At 33.8% G+C, this 15,489-nt stretch carries 13 protein-coding genes; 12 read left to right on the plus strand and 1 reads right to left on the minus strand.

What is annotated here, in order from left to right:
• The first annotated feature begins 9 nt into the window (after nucleotides 1-9).
• From AC1RPT_RS02645 to AC1RPT_RS02665, 5 genes are all read left to right on the plus strand, one after another.
• Nucleotides 10-750, plus strand: coding sequence for a Stp1/IreP family PP2C-type Ser/Thr phosphatase (locus tag AC1RPT_RS02645; protein WP_481761258.1), 741 nt, complete (start codon nucleotides 10-12; stop codon nucleotides 748-750).
• A complete protein-coding gene (pknB, locus tag AC1RPT_RS02650; RefSeq protein ID WP_481761259.1) occupies nucleotides 750-2,762 on the plus strand; it encodes a Stk1 family PASTA domain-containing Ser/Thr kinase in 2,013 nt (670 codons plus the stop codon). The genes AC1RPT_RS02645 and pknB overlap by 1 nt, the downstream gene beginning before the upstream one ends.
• 103 nt (nucleotides 2,763-2,865) lie before the next feature.
• On the plus strand, nucleotides 2,866-3,753 hold the full coding sequence (gene rsgA, locus AC1RPT_RS02655; protein ID WP_481761260.1) for a ribosome small subunit-dependent GTPase A: 888 nt from the start codon (nucleotides 2,866-2,868) through the stop codon (nucleotides 3,751-3,753).
• A gap of 10 nt (nucleotides 3,754-3,763) precedes the next feature.
• The gene (gene rpe, locus AC1RPT_RS02660) at nucleotides 3,764-4,414 is read left to right on the plus strand and encodes a ribulose-phosphate 3-epimerase (protein ID WP_409022609.1); all 651 of its coding nucleotides are present in this window, start codon (nucleotides 3,764-3,766) and stop codon (nucleotides 4,412-4,414) included.
• Nucleotides 4,411-5,064: a thiamine diphosphokinase gene (locus AC1RPT_RS02665; protein WP_481761261.1), complete on the plus strand. Its 654-nt coding sequence runs from the start codon at nucleotides 4,411-4,413 to the stop codon at nucleotides 5,062-5,064. The genes rpe and AC1RPT_RS02665 overlap by 4 nt, the downstream gene beginning before the upstream one ends.
• 47 nt (nucleotides 5,065-5,111) lie before the next feature.
• On the opposite strand, the gene rpmB is transcribed toward AC1RPT_RS02665, so the two are convergent.
• Complete coding sequence (rpmB, locus tag AC1RPT_RS02670) at nucleotides 5,112-5,297, minus strand: 50S ribosomal protein L28 (protein WP_057973454.1); 186 nt, start codon at nucleotides 5,295-5,297, stop codon at nucleotides 5,112-5,114.
• Between the two features lie 239 nt (nucleotides 5,298-5,536).
• On the opposite strand from rpmB, the gene AC1RPT_RS02675 reads away from it, so the two are divergent.
• The 7 genes from AC1RPT_RS02675 (at nucleotide 5,537) to smc (ending at nucleotide 15,458) form a co-directional block, all read left to right on the plus strand.
• The gene (locus AC1RPT_RS02675) at nucleotides 5,537-5,899 is read left to right on the plus strand and encodes an Asp23/Gls24 family envelope stress response protein (protein ID WP_057973455.1); all 363 of its coding nucleotides are present in this window, start codon (nucleotides 5,537-5,539) and stop codon (nucleotides 5,897-5,899) included.
• A gap of 39 nt (nucleotides 5,900-5,938) precedes the next feature.
• A complete protein-coding gene (locus tag AC1RPT_RS02680; protein WP_481761262.1) occupies nucleotides 5,939-7,621 on the plus strand; it encodes a DAK2 domain-containing protein in 1,683 nt (560 codons plus the stop codon).
• 72 nt (nucleotides 7,622-7,693) lie between these two features.
• Nucleotides 7,694-9,730, plus strand: a complete 2,037-nt coding sequence (recG, locus tag AC1RPT_RS02685) for an ATP-dependent DNA helicase RecG (RefSeq protein WP_481761404.1) — start codon at nucleotides 7,694-7,696, stop codon at nucleotides 9,728-9,730.
• Between the two features lie 21 nt (nucleotides 9,731-9,751).
• Nucleotides 9,752-10,765: a phosphate acyltransferase PlsX gene (gene plsX, locus AC1RPT_RS02690; RefSeq protein WP_481761263.1), complete on the plus strand. Its 1,014-nt coding sequence runs from the start codon at nucleotides 9,752-9,754 to the stop codon at nucleotides 10,763-10,765.
• A gap of 56 nt (nucleotides 10,766-10,821) precedes the next feature.
• A complete protein-coding gene (gene acpP / locus AC1RPT_RS02695; protein ID WP_409022605.1) occupies nucleotides 10,822-11,064 on the plus strand; it encodes an acyl carrier protein in 243 nt (80 codons plus the stop codon).
• Nucleotides 11,065-11,204: 140 nt separating this feature from the next.
• On the plus strand, nucleotides 11,205-11,897 hold the full coding sequence (rnc, locus tag AC1RPT_RS02700; RefSeq protein ID WP_481761264.1) for a ribonuclease III: 693 nt from the start codon (nucleotides 11,205-11,207) through the stop codon (nucleotides 11,895-11,897).
• 24 nt (nucleotides 11,898-11,921) lie between these two features.
• The gene (gene smc / locus AC1RPT_RS02705; protein WP_481761265.1) at nucleotides 11,922-15,458 is read left to right on the plus strand and encodes a chromosome segregation protein SMC; all 3,537 of its coding nucleotides are present in this window, start codon (nucleotides 11,922-11,924) and stop codon (nucleotides 15,456-15,458) included.
• Nucleotides 15,459-15,489 lie beyond the last annotated feature (31 nt).

Consider the following 15,489-nt stretch of genomic DNA (forward strand, 5'->3'; position numbering starts at 1 on the left):
GGTGTAAGAATGAAAGTTGCCTATCAAACAGATGTAGGTAGTGTCAGAGAAAATAATGAAGATTACGTCGGTGTCTTTCACAATAAAAGTGGTATTTCTTTTGTGATGGTTGCAGATGGTATCGGTGGTCATTTGGGCGGAGATGTTGCTTCAGAAATGGCCGTTTCACACATGGGATTTCGATTTGAAGGAACTAATTTTAGCCAGCCCAGTGATGCAATTAAATGGATAACCAAAGAAGTAGAGATGGAAAATAAACAAATTATTGAAAAGTCTAATCAATATGAAGATCTTTCAGGTATGGGCACAACAATGGTATGTGCCATATTCTTTGAAGAAAAATATATTGTTGCCAATATTGGTGATAGCCGAGGATACTTATTACGTGACAAAGAACTTTATCAATTAACTGAAGATCATTCAGTAGTGAATGAATTAATTAAGCGTGGCGAACTAACCGTAGAAGATGCTAAAAATTATCCGCAAAAGAATATGATTACAAGAAGTTTAGGTATCTCGTCAGATGCTGATGCTGATATTGCGGTTAATGATTCTGAGTCGGGTGATTTATTATTATTATGCACAGATGGCTTAACTAATATGGTCTCTGATGATGAAATCAAGACGGTCTTAAAAAATACTACAACTGTTGAAGAAAAAGGCTCGGAATTAATTAGATTGGCCAATAAGGCAGGCGGATTAGATAACATTACCGCACTCCTGGTTAGCAATGATCGGGGGATAGTGTAATGAAACCTGATACAATTTTTAATGAACGTTATAAAATAATAAATTCATTAGGCGAAGGTGGCATGGCAAATGTCTATCTTGCGACTGATTTAATTTTGGATCGACCAGTAGCTGTTAAAGTATTGCGAGTCGATTTAAGGGATGATCAAGATACTGTTAGACGTTTTAAACGTGAGGCATTGGCAACAACTGAATTGGTTCATCCAAATATTGTGAATGTTTATGATGTCGGTGAAGTAGACGGACTGCAATTTATGGTCATGGAATATGTGCCGGGACATGATTTAAAAACATATATAGCAAAAAGGTTCCCAATTCCATATCAAGTTGTGATTGATATTATGACTCAAATTTTATCAGCTGTAGAAGTAGCACATGATCACAGTATTATTCATCGTGATTTAAAACCACAAAATATTTTAATAGATGCAGATGGTAATGCTAAAATTACAGATTTTGGTATTGCTGTGGCATTGGCTGATCATTCGTTAACACAAACTAATACTTTATTGGGTTCTGTTCATTATCTTTCGCCAGAACAGGCTAGAGGTAGCATGGCAACAAAACAATCTGATATCTATTCGCTTGGTATTATTTTGTATGAAATGTTAACTGGGCGAGTTCCTTTTGAAGGTGAAACAGCTGTTTCAATTGCCCTAAAACATTTTCAAAGTGATGTGCCATCTGTTCGGGAATTTGATCCTAATATTCCGCAGTCTCTTGAAAATGTTGTTTTACAAGCAACAAGTAAAGTACCGCGAGATAGGTTCCAATCTGCTGGAGAAATGTCAATTGCTTTGCGAGAATCTTTGGCTAAAAAAAATGTGGCAAAGTGGCAGCCTGAAGAGGTTATCAGTGGTGAAACTAAAGTATTGCCGGTATTTGATAAGCAGACTGTAGAAACACTTAGTCCGAATCAGGAACCAGATGTAAAAAAAGATACGAAAAAGAAAATGAGTCGTCGTAAAAAATGGACTATCGGCGCAATCATTTTTGCTTTTGTCGCTCTTATTCTGGGTGGTGCGATTCTTGCAATGAGTTCACCAAAAGAAGTTAAGGTCCCTGATTTAAGCGGAATGACAGTTAGTGAAGCAAAATCAAATTTAGCAGACAAAAATTTGAAACTTGGTAAAATTACTCGAACAAATAGTGAAACCGTTGATAGTGGTAATATCATTAATTCAACACCTAAGAAGAATGAAATAATTCGAGAAAAAAATCAGGTTGATGTAATGGTATCAAAGGGAAAAGCTAAGATAACAATCGAGAATTACGTTGGTAGTAATTATGAGGATGTTAAAACAACGTTAGAAAATGATGGCTTTAAAGTTGAAAAAGAAACGGAAGAGTCAGAATCTGTGACTGAAAATGAAATTATGGCGCAAGATGTCACAGCGGGTGATAAGGTAGTTCCGAGTGATACAGTGATTACATTGACAGTTAGTTCAGGTCCTAAAGTGTATACACTTAGAGATTTAACAGGATATACAAGAAAAAGTGTTCAGGATTATACAAGCGAATTAGGTGGTAATCTGACAATTAGCGAGGCCTACTCAGATTCAGTTGACAAAGGTCAAGTTATTAAACAATCACCAGCAGAAGGAAGCTCTTTTTCTAAAGGTGATCGATTATCAGTTGTTATTTCTAAAGGAAAAAAAGTCACAACTGATGAATTTACCAGGACTATATCTGTTCCATTCAAATCAATTGTGTCAGAAAGTTCAAGTTCAGTTGATGAAGAAAAAGATACGGATGAGGACAAAGACTCGTCGTCAGATGATAGTTCCAGCTCTAGTTCAAGTTCTTCAGAATCAAAAGCAGATGAAAATGCTATTGAAATTTATATTGAAGACAAAACACATAACATTGATGATATTTATGAACGGAAAACAATTACAAAAGATACTGATTTTAAATTATCATTTGTTTTAGATTCTGGAAAAGCAGGAAAATATAAAATTTTGCGTGATGGTGAAGTAATTGCGGAAAATGATAATGTAACTAAAAATTAAATAAAAGATGTGGTAAAATTAGATTAGAGGGTAAACTTCTAATCTATTTTTTAATTAATCATATAAAACGGTTACATGAGTCCAGTTAAAGGAGGTTAATTTATTGGTAACAGGTCAGATTAGACAATCATTAAGTGGCTTTTACGACGTTGATGTCGAAGGCGAAACTTATCGAACAAGGGCTCGAGGTAATTTTAGAAATTCTAACCAGGCACCACTAGTTGGCGATTGGGTTGACTTCAAAGCTGAAAATAAAAAAGAAGGCTATATTCTTAATATTCATGATCGAGAAAACAGCTTAATTCGACCACCAGTAGCTAATATTGATGAAGCAATTGTTGTAACGTCATGTGTTGAACCAGCATTTTCAAGCAATCTATTAGATAGACAATTAATTATGCTAGAATCGCATCATGTTAAGCCAGTCTTATACTTTTCAAAGGGCGATTTAATTCCTGAAGAGAAAGTAGTTGAAATAAGCAGTATTATTGAAGCTTATAGTCAAATCTATCCAACATTTTTTCCATTTGGTAAAAATGAAGATGTTGTGGTTAAAGAATTACAAGATACCTTTCCGGGTAAAATTGCAGTCGTAATGGGTCAGACTGGTGCAGGAAAATCAACATTACTAAATAAAATTATGCCAGAGTTGGAGTTGCAGACGGCTGAGATATCAAAAGCCTTACATCGTGGTAAACATACTACTCGTAAGGTAACATTAATGCCTATTGCAGGTGGGCTAATTGCTGATACACCTGGATTTTCTTCTTTTGATTTATTTGATATGTCAAAAGAAGAGTTACCAAAGTTATTTCCAGAATTAAATGAACTATCTGTTGGCTGTAAATTTAGAGGTTGTTTGCATATTAAGGAGCCTAAATGTGCAGTTAAAGCAGCACTTGAACAAGGTAATTTATTACAGAGTCGGTACAAAAATTATTTACAATTTAATCAATTAATTGTTGATCAAAAACCAAACTATAAGAAATGAGATGACCAAAATGAAATTATCACCTTCTATTTTAAGCGCTAATTTTGCAAACTTGGAAAAGGATATTAAAGTTGTTGATCAAGCTGGTGCAGAATATTTACATATTGATATTATGGATGGCCATTTTGTGCCTAATTTAACTTTTGGTGCAAACGTCGTTGAAGCAATTAGACCATTAACAAAAATGGTTTTGGATTGTCATTTGATGGTAGAAAATCCAGAATCTTATATTGAAGAATTTGCTGCGGCAGGTGCTGATATTATTGGGGTTCATGTTGAATCAACTCCCCATATTTTTGGTGTTATTCAACATATTAAAAAATTAGGTGTGAAAGCTGAAGTGGTTATTAACCCAGGAACATCCCTAGAGACAATTAAACAAATTTTGCCACTTGTTGATCAAGTATTAGTGATGACTGTTAACCCTGGATTTGGGGGACAATCATTTATTCCAGAAATGAAACGTAAAATTGACCAATTAGACCGTATCAAACAAGTTCAAAATTATGATTTTGATATTGAAGTTGATGGTGGTGTTAATGATCAAACGATTAAGGAATGTCTTGATAGTGGTGCAACAGTCGCAGTAGCTGGTTCATACATCTACAATAGTGATAATCCAACTGAACAAATTAATAAGTTAAGAGAAGCAACCAAATGAAACTCAATATCTTAGTCGGTGGACCTAAGGAACAGTGGCCTAAGGAATTAGTGGATGGTAACGTTCGTGGACCGTGGATTGGTGTTGACAGAGGTGCATTGCGATTAATAAAACTAGGTATTACACCTGAGCTATCGATTGGTGATTTCGATTCAATGACTGAAAGTGAATTTAATTTAGTATCTAATCATAGTAAAAAAATTAAAATAGCTAATCCTGAAAAAGATGATACAGATACTGAATTTGCTTTGAGAGAAGCCATATCTGAATTTGAGTTTGATTCAGTGACGATTTATGGCGCTACAGGTGGTCGAATTGATCATTTATTGGCTAATTTGTTTTTTATTTTTAGAGAGCCATTTAATACAATGTTTGAAAAAATTTGTTTAGTTGATAAACAAAATTCAATTCGATTCTTTAAATCTGGTAAGTATCAGTTAATAAAAGAAGATGATAAAAAATATCTTGCATTTATTCCACTGTCACCAGTTAAAAAATTGAGTTTAATAGATGAGAAGTATACATTGAATCAAATTAATTTTGTGAACCCGATTTCATTAGCAAGTAATGAATTTATGGGGGATACAGGTGAGTTTAGTTTTGAATCTGGTATTATTATTGTGATTCAAAGTCGTGATGACGAAAAATAGAGCAAAAAAAAAGACTTAGCATAAATGCTGAGTCTTTTTAAATTGAATTAAACACGGGTAACTTTACCTGACTTTAAAGCGCGAGCAGATACATAAACTCTTTTAGGTTTACCATCAACTAAGATGCGAACTTTTTGTAAATTAGGTTTCCAGCTACGGTTTGTTTGGTTCAATGCATGAGAACGTTTCTTACCGAAAGTAGTCTTACGTCCTGTAATAAAATCTTTTGCCATATTCATATCCTCCTCTGCAATTCACTTAAAAAGCAAAGCTATGCTTACTTACCTAAACAAAAATATCATATTTAGCCATATAATGCAATACTTTTCTTTCAAGTAAATTTGCTTGACAGCTTGAAATTCCCGAAGGTAGGGGAATAGAATTTTCTTAGATGCTATTTTTCTTTTATTCTACCATATCCTATGATAAAATACTCTTATTGATTGTGTGAAAATATAAGGAGGCTATTCTTATGGCTGTTAAGATCAAAACGCAATTCGGTACGATTGATATTGATAATGAAGTTATTGCGACAGTTGTCGGCGGTGCCGCAACTGAAATTTTTGGGATTGTCGGAATGGCAAGTAAAAACCAAATTCGTGACAATGTGAATGAAATTTTAAGAAGAGATAATTATTCTAGAGGTGTTGTTGTTCGCCAGGAAGATAATGGTGTTGCTATTGATGTCTACATTATTGTTGGCTATGGCACAAAAATATCTGAAGTTTGTCGTAATGTTCAAGAAAAAGTGAAGTATAATTTAGAAACAATGCTAGGTGTATCTGCTAATTCAGTTAACGTGTTAGTACAAGGCGTTCGCGTACTAGGCGATTAGTAACTAGCTATTTTAGTAGTGACCAAGGAGGAAAAAGAAGTGACTGTTACGAAAATTACGGACCAAGAATTTAGAAAAATGGTCCAAATTAGCTCACAACGATTGGCTAAAAATGCCGAATTTATTAATTCATTGAATGTATTTCCAGTGCCAGATGGTGATACAGGTACAAATATGAACCTTTCGTTCGCAAGTGGGGCAAAGTATGTTCAAGATTCACCTTCTGAACATGTTGGTGAACTATCTTCGATTTTAGCTAAAGGTTTACTGATGGGTGCTCGAGGCAACTCAGGCGTTATTTTATCACAAATTTTTAGAGGCTTTTATAAACGGATCCAAGCTAAAGAGGTTTTAACTGCTACTGATTTGTCAGATGCTTTGACAGGTGGCGTAGAAGTCGCGTATAAAGCCGTTATGAAACCAACTGAAGGAACTATTTTAACAGTTGCAAGAGAAGCCGCTAAGGCTGCAAATAAAGCTGCCTCTGAGAGCGATGATGTTATCGTCGTTATGGAAGCAACTTATGTAGCTGCTAAAAAAGCATTAGCAACAACACCGGATTTATTACCTGTTTTAAAAGAGGTTGGTGTTGTTGATTCAGGTGGTCAAGGATTAACATTTGTTTATGAAGGTTTCTTTGATGCCTTAACTGGTAAGGAAACAATTAGTGAAGAATACAAACCAAATGAAAAAGAAATGGATGAAATGGTTAATGCCAGTCACCATCAGAGTGTTCAAAGTAAATTAAGTACTGAAGATATTAAATTTGGTTATTGTACAGAAATCATGCTTAAATTGGGTGCTGGTCGTTTAGTTGATCGTAAATTTGATTATGATGAATTTAGAAATCATTTAAGTGAAATTGGTGATTCTCTTCTTGTTGTGGCCGATGATGAAGTTGTTAAAGTTCACGTACATACAGAAAATCCTGGTGAAGTGATGACTTATGGTCAACATTATGGTTCATTAATCAAAGTTAAGGTTGATAATATGCGTCAACAACATGAGACAATTTTGGAAAATGATGAAGAAGAGACTGAAGAAACAAGTGAAACTGCAGTACCTAGCGAAATTGCAGTTATTTCAATTTCATCTGGTTCTGGTGTTGCGACACTTTTCAAAAGTTTAGGCGTTTCTTATATTTTAAGTGGTGGTCAAACAATGAATCCAAGTACGGAAGATATTGTTAAGGCAATTGAAGCAACTAAAGCTAAAAATGTGATTATTTTACCTAATAATAAAAATATTTTCTTAGCTGCTGAACAAGCTGTTGAAGTTTCAACAGTTCCAACAGTTGTTGTACCAAGTCGTACAATCGCTCAAGGAATGACAGCAATGCTTGGTTTTAATATTGATAGTACATTAGAAGAAAACAAAGATGCTATGATTGAAAACTTGGATACAGTAACTTCTGGTCAAGTAACAATTGCAGTTAGAGATACAACAATTGAAGGTATTGAGATTAAAAAAGATAATTATATGGGTATTATTGATGGTAGCATCAAAGTAACCGATAATGATCGTAAAAAAGTTGCAATTGAAATGACTAAAGAAATGTTGGATGAAGACAGCGAAATTATCACAATTATTGTGGGTGAAGACGGTTCTGAGGACGAAGCTAAAGAAATCGAAGAAGCCATTTATGAAATTGATGAAGATTTAGAAGTCGAAATTCACGAAGGAGACCAACCGGTCTATCCATACCTAATTTCAGTTGAATAAATAGTAAAAAGTAAAGGTGGGATGAGACTATGTTCTCTCCTGCTTTTTATATTCCGTAGAAAGTGAGGTATCATAATGTCATCATTGAATGATTCAGTTAGTGTTTTAACTGGTGTTGGGCCTAAAAAATTGACTGCACTTAATCAATTAGGAATTAATACAATCATAGATTTATTAACATTTTATCCGTATCGTTATGACGATTTAAAAGCAAAAAAATTATCTGAAATTACTGATCAAGAAAAAGTAACTCTAAAAGGAATTGTCTCTTCTGAACCAGTTTTAATTCGGTTTGGTCAGAAAAGAAATCTGTTAAACGTTAGATTACTAATTGATAGTGATAATATAACCGTTAGTTTTTTTAATCAGCCTTTTTTGCAAAAACAATTTGAGATTGGTAAAGAAGTAGCTGTGTATGGTAAATGGGATGATAAAAGAAAAAGTTTATCTGGGATGAAGTTATTGACGAAGCAAAATGATGATAGGTTATCAGCGATATATCGTTCTTCCAAAGATATTCATCAATCGGCAATTCGACAGTTAATTACACAAGCATTTGAGCAATATGCGAATCAAATTGATTCAATATTACCAAATGACCTGATTAAAAAGTATCGTTTAATTGATTGTAAGACGATGTTACATGATATTCACTTTCCACAGGATGAAAAAGATTTTCATGATGCCAAACGGACGGCTATTTTTGAAGAGTTCTTTTTATTTCAATTGAAATTACAGTATATTAAAAGAAATGATACTAAAAATGATGGTATTAAAATTAACTATCAAAATAATGAATTGAAAAAATTCATTCAGACGTTACCATTTGAATTAACGGCAGCTCAAAAAAGAGTCGTTAATGAAATTTGTTCAGACATGAAACAACCAATCCATATGAATCGATTACTTCAAGGTGATGTTGGATCAGGTAAAACAATTGTTGCAGCAATTGTGATGTACGCGGCTATTACGGCGGGCTATCAAGCCGTTTTAATGGCGCCAACAGAAATATTAGCTGAACAACATGCCAATAACATGGCTACCTTATTCGCAGATTTCCCAGTTAATGTTGCACTTTTAACTGGGTCAATGAAAGTTAAAGCTAGACGTGAACTATTAGCACATCTTGAATCAGGTGAGGTTAATTTAATTATTGGAACACATGCGATTATTCAACCTGATGTGTCATTCAGTCGCGTTGGATTAGTTATTACTGATGAGCAACACCGATTTGGTGTGAATCAACGTCGCATTTTAAGAGAGAAGGGGGCTGAACCGGACGTTTTAGCAATGACGGCCACGCCAATCCCTAGGACGCTAGCAATCACTGCTTATGGCGAAATGGATGTTTCTACGATTAATGAACTACCTGCAGGACGCCAACCTATTTCGACATCTTGGTTAAAGAGTTCTCAAGTAGGTAAAGGAATCGATCTCATTAAAGAACAGTTGATTCAAGGCTCACAAGCTTATATTATTACACCACTAATTGATGAATCTGAAACACTAGATTTAAAAAATGCATTAGCTTTATACGAAAATATGAAAGAAATATTTGAGCCAAAATATAAAGTTGGATTACTGCATGGCAAAATGAAGAATGATGAAAAGGATCAGATTATGGCCGATTTTAAGGCCAATAAATATCAAATATTGGTTTCAACAACGGTTATCGAAGTCGGCGTTGATGTACCTAATGCTACTGTGATGATGATTCATAATGCTGAACGGTTTGGGTTAGCGCAATTACATCAATTACGAGGTCGGGTTGGCCGTGGTAAGAAAGCATCTTATTGTATTTTAATTGCTGATCCTAAAAATGATTTTGGAAGACAGCGCATGCAAATTATGACAGAGACAACAGACGGTTTCGTCATTTCGCAAAAAGATTTAGAGTTGCGAGGTGCTGGCGATGTATTAGGCCGTAAGCAATCTGGAATACCTGATTTTAAAATCGGTGATCCCATAGGTGATATCAATGCATTACAAGTGGCCCAACAAGAAGCGCACGAAATAGTTTTTAGAGATGACTTTGAAAGTAATCCTGAATTTAAACCACTAAACGATTATTTAAAAAACCATCAAAATACAGATTTAAAATTCGATTAAATAAGTTAGGAGAATATAATTATGAAGTTAGCAGTTGATGCAATGGGCGGCGATTTTGCACCGCAATCAATCGTCGAGGGCGTTGAACGTGCTAGAGACGAAGATAGCACCATTCAATTTACGTTGTACGGAGATGAAAAAAGAATTCGTGAATTCTTAAAAGATGATAAAAATATCACAATTGTTCACACGGATGAGGAAATTGATGGGAATGATGAACCAGTTAAGGCAATTCGTTCAAAGAAAAAAGCATCAATGGTCTTAGCAGCTCAATCTGTTAAAGATGGTGAGAATGATGCCGTATTTTCATGCGGTAATACAGGGGCACTACTTGCTGCTGGTTTGTTTATAATTGGCCGTATTAAGGGTATTCCACGACCTGGTTTATTAGCAACATTGCCAGTTATTTCTAGTGATAATACTGTAAATTTATTAGATGCTGGAGCCAATGCGGATAGTAAACCTGAACACTTGCATCAATATGCTGTCTTAGGTAACTATTACGCTAAAAATGTTCGCCATATTAGTAATCCTAAAATTGGTTTATTAAATAATGGGACAGAACCACATAAAGGCAACAAAGTGACGCAAGAAGCGTACCAATTATTACAAAACGATACCGAATTAAATTTTGTGGGTAATATTGAATCTAATGATTTGCTTTCTGGTAAAGCTGATATTGTTGTTTCTGACGGATTTACAGGTAATGCTGTTTTAAAATCCGTTGAAGGGACAGCTTTAGGAATGTTTTCATTACTCAGAAGTGCCATTATGAGTGGTGGCTTGCGTGCTAAAATTGGTGCACTTTTACTGAAACCAAGTTTAAAACAATTGAAGAATAAAATGGATTCACCTAAGTATGGCGGTGCGGTTTTACTAGGTATTAAAGCACCAGTTGTAAAATCACATGGATCAAGTAAGGCTGAAGTTGTTTATTACACAATTAACCAAATCAATGATATGGTTAATACAGATGTAGTACCTAATATTGTTAACTATTTTGAAAAGGAAACTAGTGAAAATAAAATTAACTAGACATTTCTCTGAAAAATGGTTAAAATTACGTCATGATTCAAAAGGAGGCTATTGGAATGACAGAAGAAGAAATTTTTGGAAAAATTGTTAAAATTATAGACGAACATTTTGATTTGCCAGTAGAAAAAATTACGAATGACTTAGATTTTAAAAAGGATTTAGATGCAGATTCAATTGATGTTGTTGAGTTCGTTTTAGAACTTGAAGATACATTTGGTGCAGAAATTTCTGATGAAGATGCAGAAAGTTTAACAACTGTCGGAGACGTTGTCACTTTTATTAAAGCTAACCAAAAATAATAATTCAACACGTATATTAAATCGTTCATTAAAAGCGTTAGACAATGATATTTGTCAGCGCTTTTTTTGTATGGAGTACCTTTTAGTGATTAAAACAGGTATAATTGTAAGAGCAATAATGATAATAACGGAGGATAATAATGATTAAAGGTTTAAATGAAATGTTAGCAGAAGATTTTAATATTAAATTTGTGAATACGGATTTATTAGATGAAGCATTCACACAGGCATCATATGTAAATGAACATCCCAAAGAAAATTTAAAATTTTATGAACGAATTGAATTTTTAGGAGACGCTGTTTTACAATTAACAGTTTCAGAATATTTATATCAGCGGTATACAATGCTGCCACAAGGGAAATTAACGCGTCTAAGAGCTGCAATGGTATGTGAAGAGAGTTTCAGCGCATTTGCTAAAGAATGCCGATTTGATGAATTTATTCGTTTAGGTAAAGGTGAAGAAAAATCAAATGCACGTCAAAGACCTGCGTTATTATGTGATATTTTTGAATCTTTTGTAGGAGCGCTTTATCAAGATCAAGGTAAATTAGCTGTTGAAACATTTATCAGGAAAGTTATTTTTCCAAAATTAGACTTAGGCTGGTTTGACCATGTTATGGATTATAAAACGTCGCTACAAGAGTTTTTACAAAAAGATGGTGATGTTGTCATTACCTATGATGTTGTTGATGACCTTGGTCCAGAGCATGACAGACAATATGTTATGTCTGTCAGTGCTGATGGCAAAATCATTGGACAAGGGGCAGGACATTCTAAAAAAGTTGCAGAACAACAAGCAGCAAGTAATGCATTAGGATTACTCAGAAAGTAAAAATGTTCAGGGGGTTAGTGACGGATGAAATTAGAGTCTTTAGTCATTAATGGTTTTAAATCATTTGCAGACAAAACAACAATTGAATTTAAAGACGGGATGACTGGTATTGTCGGTCCTAACGGTAGCGGTAAAAGTAATATTATTGAAGCAATTCGCTGGGTACTTGGTGAACAATCAGCCAAAAATTTACGTGGAAATAAAATGCCTGACGTTATATTTGCTGGTTCAGGGAACAGATCAGCAGTTAATCGTGCTGAAGTTAGTATTATTTTTGATAATTCTGATTTTTATATTCAAGATAATCCTGAAAAAATAACCGTTACAAGACGATTATTTAGAGATGGTGTCAGCGAGTTTTTAATTAATCAAAAGCAGTGTCGTCTTAAAGATATAACCAATCTATTCATGGATACTGGTCTTGGAAAAGAGTCATTTTCAATCATTTCTCAGGGTAGAGTTGCTGAAATTTTTAATAGTAAGCCCGAAGACAGACGTTCGATTATTGAAGAAGTTGCTGGTGTTTTAAAATATAAACAAGAAAAAAATATTGCCACTCGCCAATTAGAAGAAACAAAAGGTCATCTTAACCGGGTTTCTGATATTATTTTTGAACTTAAAGGACAAGTTGAACCTTTACGTGAGCAAAGTAGTTTGGCAAAGGATTATTTATCTCAAAAAAAGCAATTTGATGAGTTAGAACTTAGTCGGTTGGTTAAAGAAATTAAAAGGCAATCGCAACTAAAAAGGGATGTCACACATTCGTTAGATAAGTTACTTGAAATGGATAGTGATTATAAGACTAAGGTCACTGTAAAAGAACATGAAATTGCAGGTTATCGCTCAGAACTAGAGAATATTGAAAAAATGATTGATCATACACAAAACAAACTATTAGATTTAACAATTAATAAAGAACGGTTGATGGGTCAAAGTAATATATCAACTCAAAAAAAAGATTTTGAAAAGCAAAAAATAACAGAATTAAAAAAAGAACAAGAATCGGTGAATGAACAAATTATTTTGAAACAAGAGTCATTAGCTAATTTAGATAAGCGGTCATTAGCTTTACAGAAAAATATTACTGATGAGAACATGTTTATTGAAGCGATTGATAAAACGTTAGAAACAGCGGATATTTCTGGACAAGATCGTTCAAAAGAATTAAGGCGCGTTGTTAATGATACTATTCAACAACGTACACGATTACAAAGTGAGAATGAGTTTTTACAAAAAACATTAAATTTTGATTCACAGGCTAAGGTTAATGATGACTTATTAGCTACTGAACAAGAGTATTTAACACAAGCAAAAAACGATTTTAAAACTAAAAAAACTGAATTTAATTTGATTGATAATAAATTAATTAATGAAGAAAAAGAATTAGCTAAATTAAAGATTGCCTTGAAAAAAAATAACGATTCTTACGAGGCACAGCAACGTAGATGGTTTGAAGCATCAAACGTTTTAGTACAGGCGAAAAATAAAAAGGATAATCTACTTTTGACGCAAAATAGTTATAACGGCTATTATCAAGGCGTTAAAGCAATTTTAAAAGAAAAAAATAAGTTTCCTGGTTTATATGGTTCAGTGGCAGAATTAATTACGGTCCCAAAGGAAATTAATCAAGCAATAGAGACAGCATTGGGTGCGCAATTACAACAGGTAGTTGTGCAAGAAGAGTCTGTTGCAAAGAATGCAATTAAATTTTTAACGGATAATAAATTTGGTCGGGCAACATTTTTGCCTATTTCAGCTATTAAGGGACGTTCTATCGGTGATGCACAACGTTTCGTCTTAAAGTATGAAGGAGTCATCGGTATTGCGTCAGAGTTAATTAAAGTTGAACCTCAATTTATTGAAATTAGTCAGTATTTGCTAGGGACAACAATTATCGTTGAAGATATGGATACGGCAATTAAAGTTAGTCGTGATTTGAATCATCGAGTTAAAGTTGTCACACGGACTGGAGAAGTAATAAATGCAGGTGGTGCAATAACTGGTGGTAAACAGCAACATACCAGTGGATTGTTAAATCAGAAGCAAACTATTCTACAATTAGATGAAAGTATCCAAAAAATGCAACAAGAATTAGAGGCTCGTGAAGTTCGTGGCAATGAAGCTAGAGTGACTGTTGAAAAGCAAAAAGAAATGATCGAGTCGCTTGAATTGATTGTTGTTGATTTAAAAAGTCAATATCAAACAACACAATCTAAATTAACAACTAGTCGGTTAATTTTAGAACAGCAAGAACTTAAAACGACTGAAAAATATGATGAATTTGAAAAAAATCAAACTGATAAAATTAATAACCAAATAAAATTTAAAGACAATGAACAAAAAATTATTGAATTAGCACGACAAATACAAGTAGCAAATAATGATATTTCTGATATTGACTTACAATTAAAAAATAGTAATCAATTTGAACAGCAGCAACAAGTTAAGAAACAAAACCATCGTGAAAGTTTATTAGTATTCCAAGAACAATTAAAACAGCAACACGCTAATGTTATGCTGCTGAATAACGATATTCAGGAATTAGTTGATAAAGCTACATTGATAAATCAACAACATCAAGACTTACTCAGAAATACCGAAAATAGTCAGGTGAAAGAAAAAGATATCCAAAAAGAATTACAAGAATTTCAAAGGCAAGCAGAAGAAGCCGATTTAAAGTTAGCTGATTTTAAAAAGAACAGAACTAATATTAATCAAACTTTAACTGAAGAAAATAGCCATTTATCTCGTTTATCTGAGTTGCAGAGAAATATTATTGCAGATAAAATCAAAGCTGAAAATCAACAACAACAACTTAATGAGTCGCTTGATGAGTTTCTAGCTAAGCTAGCTAGTGATTTTCAACAGACTTTTGAAGAGGCTGAAAAATTAGAAAGTCAGCAACCTCTTGAACAAATTTTGGCGCAACAAAAATTATTGAGAAAAGGGCTAAAAGAAATTGGTGAGGTTAATGTGGCCTCGATTGATGAATTTGAAAGAGTTAATGAACGTTACTCATTCTTATTAGACCAACAAAATGATTTATTAGAAGCCGATGAACAATTAAAGAAAACTATGATGGATATGGATACTGAAGTTGAAAAAAGATTTAAAGCTAGTTTTATTGATATCTCTAAGAAATTTGAGGAGATATTCCCTGTTATGTTTGGTGGTGGTAAAGCTAGATTAGAATTAACTGATCCAGAAAATCTTTTAACAACTGGAATTGATATTCTAGCGCAGCCGCCTGGTAAAAAAGTTCAAAGTTTGAGTTTACTTTCTGGCGGAGAACAAGCTTTGACCGCAATTACGCTACTATTTGCTATTTTAAGAGTAAAACCAGTTCCTTTTTGTATCTTGGATGAAGCAGAAGCTGCGCTTGACGATGCAAATGTAGCTCGATTTGCTAGTTATCTAAAATCATTTCATCAAGAAACGCAATTTATTGTGATAACGCATCGAAATGGAACAATGGTTGAAGCTAATATTTTGTATGGTGTTACAATGCAAGAGTCTGGTATCTCTAAAATGGTTTCGGTATCATTAGACAAAACGGTTTGATATACTAATAAAAGATTAGGAGGCGCTACAG

The sequence above is a fragment of the Dellaglioa sp. CoH-56-MRSF-11 genome, assembly GCF_056782135.1.